Annotated in this window: 7 protein-coding genes and 2 pseudogenes; 3 read left to right on the forward strand and 6 right to left on the reverse strand. The window is 47.6% G+C overall.

Features of this window, described 5'->3' with window-relative positions:
• Both VIP81_RS05210 and VIP81_RS05215 read left to right on the forward strand, forming a co-directional pair.
• Positions 1-566: pseudogene (locus VIP81_RS05210) on the forward strand (hypothetical protein); the annotation flags it as partial.
• Between the two features lie 73 nt (positions 567-639).
• On the forward strand, positions 640-783 hold the full coding sequence (locus VIP81_RS05215) for a hypothetical protein (protein ID WP_331957414.1): 144 nt from the start codon (positions 640-642) through the stop codon (positions 781-783).
• A 70-nt stretch (positions 784-853) separates the two neighbouring features.
• Here the strand turns inward: VIP81_RS05215 and VIP81_RS05220 are convergent, their stop codons facing one another.
• Positions 854-1,984 carry an alkene reductase gene (locus VIP81_RS05220; RefSeq protein ID WP_331957415.1) on the reverse strand — a complete coding sequence of 377 codons (1,131 nt, stop codon included), beginning with the start codon at positions 1,982-1,984 and terminating at the stop codon, positions 854-856.
• Between the two features lie 93 nt (positions 1,985-2,077).
• Here VIP81_RS05220 and VIP81_RS05225 point away from each other — a divergent pair, with 93 nt between their 5' ends.
• Positions 2,078-2,974 (forward strand): LysR family transcriptional regulator, encoded by an 897-nt coding sequence (locus VIP81_RS05225; protein WP_331957416.1) that lies wholly within the window; start codon positions 2,078-2,080, stop codon positions 2,972-2,974.
• Between the two features lie 117 nt (positions 2,975-3,091).
• On the opposite strand, the gene VIP81_RS05230 is transcribed toward VIP81_RS05225, so the two are convergent.
• From VIP81_RS05230 to VIP81_RS05250, 5 genes and pseudogenes are all read right to left on the reverse strand, one after another.
• Positions 3,092-4,249 carry an MFS transporter gene (locus VIP81_RS05230; RefSeq protein WP_331957417.1) on the reverse strand — a complete coding sequence of 386 codons (1,158 nt, stop codon included), beginning with the start codon at positions 4,247-4,249 and terminating at the stop codon, positions 3,092-3,094.
• 180 nt (positions 4,250-4,429) lie between these two features.
• Positions 4,430-5,884: a rubredoxin gene (locus tag VIP81_RS05235; RefSeq protein ID WP_331957418.1), complete on the reverse strand. Its 1,455-nt coding sequence runs from the start codon at positions 5,882-5,884 to the stop codon at positions 4,430-4,432.
• A gap of 2 nt (positions 5,885-5,886) precedes the next feature.
• Positions 5,887-9,384 carry a molybdopterin-dependent oxidoreductase gene (locus VIP81_RS05240; RefSeq protein ID WP_331957419.1) on the reverse strand — a complete coding sequence of 1,166 codons (3,498 nt, stop codon included), beginning with the start codon at positions 9,382-9,384 and terminating at the stop codon, positions 5,887-5,889.
• Between the two features lie 22 nt (positions 9,385-9,406).
• Positions 9,407-10,696, reverse strand: a complete 1,290-nt coding sequence (locus tag VIP81_RS05245) for an MFS transporter (protein WP_331957420.1) — start codon at positions 10,694-10,696, stop codon at positions 9,407-9,409.
• Between the two features lie 18 nt (positions 10,697-10,714).
• Positions 10,715-11,409 (reverse strand): annotated as a pseudogene (locus VIP81_RS05250) (hypothetical protein); the annotation flags it as partial.

Consider the following 11,409-nt stretch of genomic DNA (forward strand, 5'->3'; position numbering starts at 1 on the left):
TGAGAAACAATTTTGTAGCGAATTGCTGGCGCACTGGTATTTACCTGGGTGGCTACCTGGGCTATACTTCCGGTGGTACCCGTAATTGCTATGTAGTCAACAATACCTTGCTGTTTAATGACAAGGAAGTGGGCGCCTTTGGTGAAATTGAAGGAGAAATCAGGCTCACAGAACAATGCTTTGATAACGTGATCAAAAATAATATCGTATATGCGAGACCGGTAGATGTATTTGTGCATAAATATACCAACACTGGTTCCGGTAATGTGATAGATAACAACCTGTTTTTTACGACTGGCACGCCGCAATGGATCTGGAGTAGCACAAAGGATAATGTCATCACAGATTTTGCCGCATGGAAAACTGCTTCCGGTGTAGATGCCAGCTCTGTATACGGGGTAGATCCTTTGCTCATCAGTACCACCTTGCCTGACCTTCATATCGCGGCTAACTCGCCCGCTAAAAATACCGGCGTGGTTATTTCCGCAGAGGTGAATGGCACACTGGATATAGATGGGAAACCCCGTATAGTGAATAATCAGATCAGTAAGGGAGCACAACAATAATAAATCCCCTTTTTACGTGATTGCCGGGTATAGGTTCTTTATGTATATTCAATTAACCTTAATCTGTACTATCATGAAAAAGAAAATCACTTCAAAACTTAAGCTCACAAAAATTACCGTGGCAAGTTTGAGTAAAGCAACACCAATAGCAGACAAAAACCGCTCATTGCCAACAACGCAGTTTATTAGTTGTGGGGAAACTTTTTGGGTATGCTAATAGCCGGTTTACCCAATGGCTCAAGTTTTGTTTTAGTCATTGAACCCGCCATTACGGCGGGTTCAAATATTTAAGCCTTTTCCAATACTGTTGCTTCTGTGTGTTTAATGCTGGCGTAATCCGTATAGCCTTTGGCGTTACCACCAAAGAAAGTTGTTTTGTCTGGTTCGTTCAGGGGAAGCGCATGTTGCAAACGATAGGGGAGATCCGGGTTGGCAATAAAGGGTCTGCCAAATCCAATGAGGTCTGCCCATCCTTTTCCCAATGCCTCCATAGCTCTTTCGGTGGTATATTTACCAGAATAGATAAGGGTGCCGGAAAATGTTTCCCTGTAAGCTTCTTTAAAGGCAACCGGCATCACCGGTGCATTGTCCCAGTCGGCTTCCGCAATATGTATATAAGCAATGCCAATATCTTCCAATATCCTGGCGGCAGCAATGTAAGTTTCTTCGGGATGATCATCCATGGCTCCCATTAAGGTGGTTAAAGGCGCTTGCCGCACACCTACTTTGTCTTTTCCGATGGCATCCGCTACAGCCGTCACCACTTCTTTCAGAAAACGTAAACGGTTTTCCAGTGAGCCGCCGTATTCGTCCGTCCGGTGGTTGGTTTGTGAATCAATAAACTGTTCTATGAGGTAACCATTGGCGCCATGTAATTCCACGCCATCGAAGCCGGCAGTAATCGCGTTTTTAGCCGCCTGCGCAAAATCGCTTATAATGGCCTTAATTTCCGCTTTCGTTAATTCCCGGGGCATTGAGTGCTGAATCATTTCACCGGCGCCATTTTCGGCTCCTTTGCCCGCAGGATCGGCAAATACTTTCACGCCTGTTGCCAGGATCGCAGAGGGTGCTACCGGAGCTGCGCCGTTTTCCTGTATGGAAGTATGTGATACCCGGCCTACATGCCACAACTGTGCAAACATGAGCCCCTGCTCTGCATGTACGGCATCCGTCACCTGTTTCCAGCCTGCTATCTGTTCGGGGCTGTAAATACCCGGCGTCCAGGCATATCCCTGCCCCTGCCGGCTGATTTGTGTACCCTCGCTGATAATCAGTCCTGCTGTGGCACGCTGACGGTAATAGTTCGCCATCAGGGCTGTGGCTACATCTCCTTTTGCCGCTCTGGAGCGGGTCATGGGCGGCATCACGATCCTGTTTTTCAGGGTCAGACTGCCTAATTTATAATCTGTAAAAAGCATGTTCTTTCCGTTTAACAAGAGCAAAGTTGACACAAAAAGATTCATTATCATAATTATTTAACTTATACCTTTGTATCAGAAAAATGATAGCATATGGGAGTCGATCTGGAATGGTTACGCACCTTTAAAGCCATATATGAACACGGAACACTGACTGGTGCTGCGCAGGCGCTGTTTATTTCACAGCCCGGGGTGAGTTTGCACCTCAACTCACTGGAAGCATATACCGGGTATAAACTGTTTGACCGCTCCGCGAAAAAGCTGGTTCCTACAGAAAAAGGGAAAGTGATCTACAATTTCGTACAGGAACCCTTGTTGAAACTGGAAAATGCAGAACAGCTTTTTCATAAAAGCACCAAAACAGAAAGGGCTACCATCAGCATTGGCATGTGCTTCGAAACGTTTCAGTATACCCTTGAAAAATATATCGCCTCCCTGCCCTTTAACGTGATTATTAAATTCGGTGATTATCATCAAATGATCGGCGACCTGGATAAAGGATTGCTGGACCTGATCATTTCCCCTCACAAAGGAGAACAGAAGAACCTGGAATTTCACGCGTTTTCAAAAGAACGGATTGTATTGATTGCCGGAGAGAAAACCGATACCAAAGCACTCAGTATTCTTCTGAAAAAAAAGGACCTGCCTGGCGCCGAAAGCTGGCTGAAAGAACAGATCTGGTACAGCACCGCTGCTGATATGGAACACCTGAAAAAGTTCTGGCAGCTGAACTTTAAACATCGTATAGATTTCAAACCGAATTATATCGTTCCCAATATGAGTTCTATTGTTCGTTGTTTGAGTGGGGAAAGCGGTTTTTCTGTCGTGCCTGATTTTTTATGCCGACAGGAAATTGCTGCCGGCAAATTAAAGCTGGTATGGGAAGGGGATCCGGTTACAGAAAATACCCTGTATTTTGGATCGAGGAAGAAAACCATGTATGCCGAAGAAATAAAGCGGATCCAGCATATTTTCCGGGAAGAAATGTAGTGGGAGCTGAAGGCATAAGGCAGAAAGCAAAAAGCTATTGAAGCGAATGACCGCAGCGGAGATTAACACTCGCTTAGATCCTTCGCTTCAATAGCTTTTTGCTTTAAGCCTTATGCTTTACGCTTCTTCAATGCCTCTCACCATCAAGACAATCAACAACCCACACACCGCCATAATCCCAAACGACAGGCGCAGACTGGTGGCCTGGGCTACAAACCCGATCAGTGGCGGCACTACCAGGAATCCGAGGTACCCGATAGAAGAGATAGAGGCGAGCGTTTGTCCGCTGTTGGTAGTTTTGGATTTACCCGCCAGACTGAATACCAATGGCACTACACAGGCGACGCCTAATCCGGCGAATACAAACCCGATGCCTGCTGTTACCGGATAAGGCAGCAAAATAGCCAGCAGCAAGCCGCTGAGGATCAACCAGCCGCTATACATCAGGATAGATTTAATGCCCATTCTTTTCACCAGTTTATCACCCATGAAACGGCCGGTGGTCATAGCTACCATGTAAATTACAAAGGCGGCTACTGCAGTGGCATTGCTGGTACCCACTACTTTTTGGAAATATAACCCACTCCAGTCGTACATCGTATTTTCTGTGGCCATGCAGGCAAAACAGATCAGGGAATATTTCAGCAATGACTTATCCGGCAGAGAAAAGGCCGCTTTTTTTACGGGGTCTTTTACCGGTTGGTCGGGGAATGTTTTTGGATAATAGTATACCGTGAATAATAATAGTAAAATACTGATTATCAGTAAGTGGTAAGACGGCGCTACATTCATCGTCACCATCAGCAAGCCGGTGAGCGCTCCCACAGAACCAGCTACGCTCCAGATGCCATGAAAGGTAGTCATGATAGACCTCGAATAGAGGTGTTGCACCGCCACAGCCTGTGCATTCATAGAGAGATTCAGCAGGTTACGGGCAGAGCCGAAACAGAATAGTACCATCGCCAGCTGCAGGGTATTGTTAGCAAAGCCTGGTAAGCTCAGCACCACGTTAAACGCCATGGCGCCAAACATCATGATCTTACGGCTGCTGAAGTTGCCCAGCAGTTTACCGGTAATAGGCATGGTGAGCATCAGCCCAATCGGCAGGGCAAATAATACGGCCCCCAACTGTGCCTCATTTAAATGCAATTGTTGCTTAATCGAAGGAATCCTGGATGCCCAGGAAGAGTAACCTAATCCTGAAATAAAAAAGAATACGGAAGTAGCGATACGGTATTGCCGTGCATCGGTTTCGTTATGAATATCTGCTAACATGATCTGCGGTGTACACCTGTTTGCGGCGCTGAAGTACGCAAAATTAGATAAATCTGCCGAAAAAACGGGTAAGATTGTCTGGTTGACACGGAAAGCGCCGGTGGTGTTGGATTTACGGATTAAATTAGGATCTTGAACGTATATCGAATATTTTTTAAGTAATATTCGCCGGTGAGGTCGCTATGCCCCCACATGCAACACCGCCTCATTCACTTCCTTAAATTCACTTAACGGCGCCGCACATACGAAACATTCATATCCTGCCGGTAAATCCCTGAACAAAGTGCCGGCAGGTACCTGCTGCTCCGCATCACCCACGGTTTCATCATACACGGTAAGACATTGACAGCATTGATATACCTGTTTTTCCACCACAGGCATGGTGACCAGCGATTGCTGCTCCCTTACATAATGTTGCAGCACATTCGCTTCACTTTTCTGTTCATAAAAAGTTTTACACAACGCTACGATGTAAGGCCCCAAATGTTCTTTCGATACACCTTCGCGGTATAATAACAGTTGCGCCGAATTAGCGTTGTAGTCTGCGGTGTAGAGAATATCATAGCGTTGCATGTATTTAAGCTTGCTGCCATGTTTGTTCTCCTGCTTGCGGATCACCACTGTACCAAAAAGACTTGCGGGCCGGTTAATTCTTACGCTGAAACATAAACCGTAGGTACGCACATCGGCGGTATCGAAATACCGGATAATGTGGCGTTTCAGTACCAGGCCGTCCTCACTGTTATCTTCTACCTGCCAGTTGAGTTCATTAGCGGCATGACGTACATTGATACCATGTTTGCCCAGCACATAATCCCATAGCGTACGGTGAATGGCATCTATGTTTTTAATGATGAGCGACTTCCAGGGAGTGGCGTATAGCTGACCGGTGCGGGTTTCCAGGCAAATGGTACATACTTCTTTGAGAAAGGGAATGGGAAAATCTTCATCGCGGCGGTAGATGCCCAGCCAGTAGCTGTTGTCATACTTATTAAATCCTTCGTAGTAGGGGAGATGAAAGGCCGGCAGGTCGGGTTCTTTCTCTTTCGCGCGACTGATATAGCTTAATGTTCTTTTTACCTGCGCATACACCTGTTCGGGCGAATCACCATGGCTAAGTGCTGCTTCCACCTGTTTACTGACGGCCGCAATGTTGTTGGTATAGATCAGTTCCGGCCAGGCAAATAATTGCTGACTACCCGGCACACGAAGATAGAGATACCAGTAATGCAGGTTGGGAGAGGTAATCCAGTTGATATGCCCGGTAAACAAAGGCACAAATGTTTGTTGACTATCACAGATATTAATCTTCAATGCCGGTGCATAATCAAACAGGTTAAACACATCTTTGTAAATGCCTTCACTCAGCCAGCTGTTGTGAATAAAAATGCCTGCCGCCGGATAGGAACTCATGATATTAGGCGTATCGGCAACGGTGATTTGCTTCGCGGCGCACTGGCTTTTAAACGACGCCACACATTTATCCGGAATGTCTACCAGTAGTTGCTGCCGCAAACCGAAACGAATATGAGTAGCTTGTGCGGCGCTGGCGGTATCGAGTATTTCCAGCAGGTATCCCGGAGAAATAATGCCACCGGTGAAGTTGATCGGAAAAGTATGGGTAAGTTTCGCCATGGTTATACAAGTGCTGCAACGGTTTTAGGAATAGATTTTTCCAGCAGGGCTTTTACCTCCGGTTTACAGCTGCCGCAGCCCAAACCAGCGCCGGAAGCCTGACACAGCTGTTGCAGGTTATTACAGCCTGTCGCTATTTTTTCCATGATATTGCCTTCTCCCACATTGCCGCAGGAGCATACCAGTTTACCAATAACAGGTGTTCCTTTTTTTCCGGAGCGTAATAACTCCAACCGCTTATCTGATAACTCAATTTTTTGTTGAATGAGATCACGGAATTCAATGAACTCTGATTTATCACCGATCAGGATAGCGCCCACTAGTTTATCCTGATGGATGATACATTTTTTATAGTAACGTTTCGCCTTGTCTATGAAAACAACTTCTTCATAGGCAGGATCTTTAGGCGTTTCTACCATGCCGAGGGAACAAAGATCGGTACCATGCATTTTCAGGATGTTCATGAAAAGAGAGCCCTGGTAGTATTGACTGATGTCTCCGTTCAGATAACGGGCCACTACGGCCGCCTGTTGCTCTGCCGCTGCGGTGATGCCATATAAGGTGCCGTTGAAAGCAGCGATTTCTCCGATGGCATAAATATCCGGGTCGCTGGTTTGCAGGTATTCATTTACCACCACCCCACGATTGCAAAGCAGTTGTGCGGCCTGCGCCAGCTCTATGTTGGGCACGGTACCAATAGACATAACCACCGCCTGACAGGGAATATACAATCCGCTTTTCATGCGTAGTCCTTCCAGCTTATCCTGCCCGGAAAAACGATCAATTTCATCATTGTAATAAATATCGATGCCCCGGTCGGTCAGCTCTTCGTATAGGAGTTGTCCGCCGAGGGTATCCAGTTGCCGGTCCATGAGCCGGGAGGTACGTTGTATAACGCCTACGTCTATATTAATTTCTTTGAGAGATGCCGCCAGCTCTATCCCTAATAAGCCACCACCTACGATCATTACTTTCCCGCGTGCAGGATCTATATGTTGTTTGAAGGCATCCGCATCCATGCGGGTGCGCATGGTAAAAATGCCGGGGATAGGCGGAATATCCCGAAGGGTAGCGGCTCTGCTGCCTGTAGCCATCAACAGGACATCGTACGTATGTACGTGGCCGTTACTATCTGTCAGCAGCTTGTTGGCACGGTCTATATGGGTAATGCTCACACCTCTGTGGAGGGTAATATTATAGGCCGTTTCTTCTGCCCGGGTCATTTTGATCAACTGCTTCCATTGCTGGGTGCCGCTGATGTAGTCGGGGAGCATCACGCGGTTGTAGAAAGGGAGGTCTTCTTTGCTGAATACCACTATTTCATCGGTGGTATTTAGTTCGCGGTACGATTTTACAAATCCGCAGGCGCCCGCACCGGCGCCGATCACCACAATTTTTTGTACCGGCTTCCGATAGCGTTGTACCTGTACAGCACTGTATTTAAAGTCGGGTTGTTTGGAGATAGGGTCCAGCAGGTGGTTGGTGAGATTATTGGCGCGGTGCAAATCGCTGTGAAGAATTTTGCCCCAATGCATCGGTAAAAATACCACCCCTTTTTTGATAGTATGACTCAGCTGCGCTTTCACCCTTACCGTTCCTCTGCTGTTGTGAATGGTCACAATATCATCTGCCTTGATGCCGCGCTGTTGGGCATCTTCCGGGTGTATTTCCAGGAAGGAAGAAGAAATGTGTTGTTTCAGTTTACTCACCTTGCCCGTTTTACTCATGGTATGCCACTGATCGCGGATACGTCCGGTGGTGAGTATTAAAGGCAACTCTTTGGTCAATGATTCTGAGTGGTTGGCATCTTCAAAGCTGTGAATCACCGCTTTGGTATCCGGGGTGTAAAACCGGTGATCTTCAAATAACCTGGCAGTGCCATGACCGGCGCGGTAAGGCCATTGTACGCTGCGTTGGGCTTTTAATATTTTATAATCCAGTCCGCTGATATCTATGTTGGTACCGGCGGTTAACCGGCAATGTTCGTCGTAAATCTCCGACATATTCGTATAGTCGAAACCGTGATAGCCCATTTTCTGTGCAAAGCGGCAAATGATTTCTGCATCGGGGAGTGCTTCTCCGGGCGCATCTGTTAATTTAGTGAGATAGCTGATGCGGCGTTCGGCGTTGGTCATGGTGCCTTCTTTCTCTGTCCAGGCAGCGGCAGGCAGCACCACATCAGCATAGCGCAGGGTTTCCGGCTTATTGGAAATTTCCTGTACCACCACAAATTTGGTTTTTAGTAATCCCGCTTCTGCGAAACGAACATCCGGTAAGCTCACCAGCGGATTGGTACACATAATCCAGATCGCTTTCAGCCGGCCATCGTGCATGGCACTGAACATTTCTGTAGCAGTAAGGCCGGGTTTATCTGATAATGCAGTACCACCCCAGAAGTCCTGTACTTCTTTGCGGTGTTGTGGATTATTGAGTACGCGGTGTGCCGGCAGCAGGTTGGAAAGACCGCCTACTTCCCGTCCGCCCATGGCATTGGGCTGCCCGGTTAGTGAAAAGGGGCCGCTGCCTGGTTTGCCTATATGGCCGGTGATCAGGTGCAGGTTGATCAGGCTAAGATTTTTATTTACGCCTACTACGCTCTGGTTCAGCCCCATGGTCCACAGGGTCATGAAGCCGGTGGCGTTGCCGATGTAATCTGCGGCGGTGTGAATATCTGCTGCTGAGATACCACAAATGGCGGCTGCTTCTTCAATGCTCCGTTCCATCACGGTATCCTTGTATTGCTCAAATCCGTTGGTGTGGCCTTGTATAAAGGAGCTGTCGGTATGACCGGCGGTGATGAGCGCGCGACCAATAGCATGATGCAGCACGATGTCGGTGCCGGGGTTTACCTGCAGGTGCAGGTCGGCAGCGGAACAGCTTTGTGTTACCCTTGGGTCGCTGACAATAATTTTCAGGGCCGGATTGGCGGCTTTGGCAGCTTCTACCCGCCGCCATAAAATAGGATGGCACCAGGCGGGATTGGCGCCCGCTACAAAGATGCAGTCGGCCAGCTCTATGTCATCATAAGTGCCCGGTACGGCATCTTCTCCCAGCGCCAGTTTATAGGCGGCTACGGCGCTGCTCATACATAACCGCGAATTAGTGTCGATGTTGTTGCTGCCAATAAATCCTTTGATCAGCTTATTCACCACATAATATTCTTCTGTCAGGCATTGCCCGGATGCGTAAAACGCTACGGCATCCGGGCCATGTTTTTTGATGATAGCAGCAAATACGGCTGCTGTTCTTTCCAATGCCTGATCCCAGGTAACCCTTTGCCGTGGCAGGTTCCGATGGTAGCGCATTTCCGGATACAGCAGCCGGTCTGATGTATCCATTACGGTATAATGCAGGTTCATGCCTTTGGAGCAAAGCATACCTTTATTTACCGGGTGTGTTTTATCACCTTCTACATGCAGCTTTCCCTGCCGGTCCTTATGTACTACTATTCCGCAGCCTACGCCACAGTAACAGCAGGTGGTTTTAAATGATGCTTGCATGCAGGAAGTTTTAATAAATGATTTATGATACGGCTACCGGTGTTCTTGCCGGTATGGCTGCTGCCGCAGGTTGACGCGTAAACCTGGTCAGCATAACGATACCTGAAATGCCTATTACAATAAAGCCGATATACGTGAACGCCTGTACGTAAGTGATGCTGTCTGATTTAAACAGGAAGCCGAATAACATGCCACCCATATTTCCGCCGGCGCCCACAATACCACTAACCAGCCCCGCATTTTTTTCGTTGATAAAAGGTACAATGCCGTAAGTAGCGCCATTGGCCATTTTCAGGAACAAAGCAAAACTCAGCATCGCAATAATGGCTACTACCAGTGATCCAGCCTGTGCAAATAATAATAAACCTACTCCTTCTGCCAGCAGCATCAGGGCCAATAACCAGCCTTTGCCTTTCATGCCGGATGTTGCGCCGACCCTGTCTGAAATAATGCCACCCAATGCACGGGCAAAAAGGTTCATGAAACCAAATATACCCGCCCAGAACCCTGCGCTGCCTTGAGAAAGATGAAATGTATCTACAAAATGTAAAGACGCTACATTGTCAAATGTAATCTCCATACCGAAACACATACCATAGGCCAGCGTGAGCGCCCAGATGCGCCAGTCGGCCAACACAGACCAATCCGTTTTGCTATTTTTTTTATGATGTCCCAGCTCATCAAAGTTGCCATTGGGCGTATCTTTTGTATAACGGTAGTACAGGTACGCTACTATCAGCATCATTACACCGGGAACAATCATGGCATAACGCCACGCTTCTGCTTTGGTGTAACCAAAACCAACAATGGCCGCAAAGATGACCGGCATCACCATGTTGGTTACCCCTCCGCCCAGGTTACCCCATCCACCGGTGATGGCGTTGGCGGTACCTTTAATGGCAGGTGCAAACATCAGCGAGGTGTGAAACTGCGTGATCACAAATGAGCCGCCTATCACACTAATGGCTAAACGAAATAAGAGAAAAGACGTGTAATCTTTTGATAGCCCTACCAGGAATACCGGCAGCGATCCGATGAGCAACAGGCGCACCGCTGTTTTGCGCGGCCCCCAGGTATCACAGAGCCGGCCAATTACGAGCCGCGCTATGATGGTGCCGGATACAGAAGCAATAATGATATTGCCTATCTGTGATTTGTTTAAGCCCAGATCGGTGCGGATAGTAGGCATCAACGGCGCCAAACCAAACCAGCCAAAGAAACAGACAAAGAACATGAGCCACGTGATGTGGAATGTGCGCATCTGTATGGTATCGAGACTAAAGATTTTTATTTTATTAAGTGGAGCGAGCATGGTAGCAAGTTTTACAGGTTATTTAATCAGAAATTCAGGGCGTATGTTCACAGAGAGATAAGCCCAGTTACTGTTACTGCCGGCATCCTTCACATTTTTTACCGTTGGAGAAGTGAGCGTAGCGGTATTCCAGAAGTGGCTGTAGCCCGCTTCCAGACCAATCATTTTGGTCAGCGTATAGTTGGCCGTCACATCTGCTTCTGTACCAAATTGTTTGCTCATCCCTGCAATGGCGGAGGCAGCGTAAAATTCATGTACATCTCCTGTAAATCCCCAGCGGGGGCCGGGTTTAAACTTCGTTTTTACGTAGTAGTCCTGTAATCCTTTGTTGCCAAATCCACTGGCTACATAGAAATAATCCATGTTGCCCCAGAATTTATGTGGGGTACCATAGAGCGGATCAAAATCCGGACTGGTGTAATCTACGCCGGCACCGGCGCTGAAGGCCTTGCTGACGCTGTATTGAAAAGACCCGGAAAATAAACTACCACTTACCGTTTGTCCGTTGCCGTTAGTACCTCCCTGGTAGTAGGCGGCAGCGGTATAACTCATCCGGTTAAACTGCTGGGTATAAAATATGCCCGTGGTCATTCGGGTATAGGTACCTGTTTCCCAAACCTTAGTAGCTACATGTTCTATGCTATCGGTATGGTATTTTGAAAACTGGTCAGACAGGAAGAGAAAAGATAGATTCCCTTTTGTCAGCTTCCTGG

It is taken from the genome of Chitinophaga sp., from assembly GCF_036566945.1.
GTDB lineage: Bacteria > Bacteroidota > Bacteroidia > Chitinophagales > Chitinophagaceae > Chitinophaga.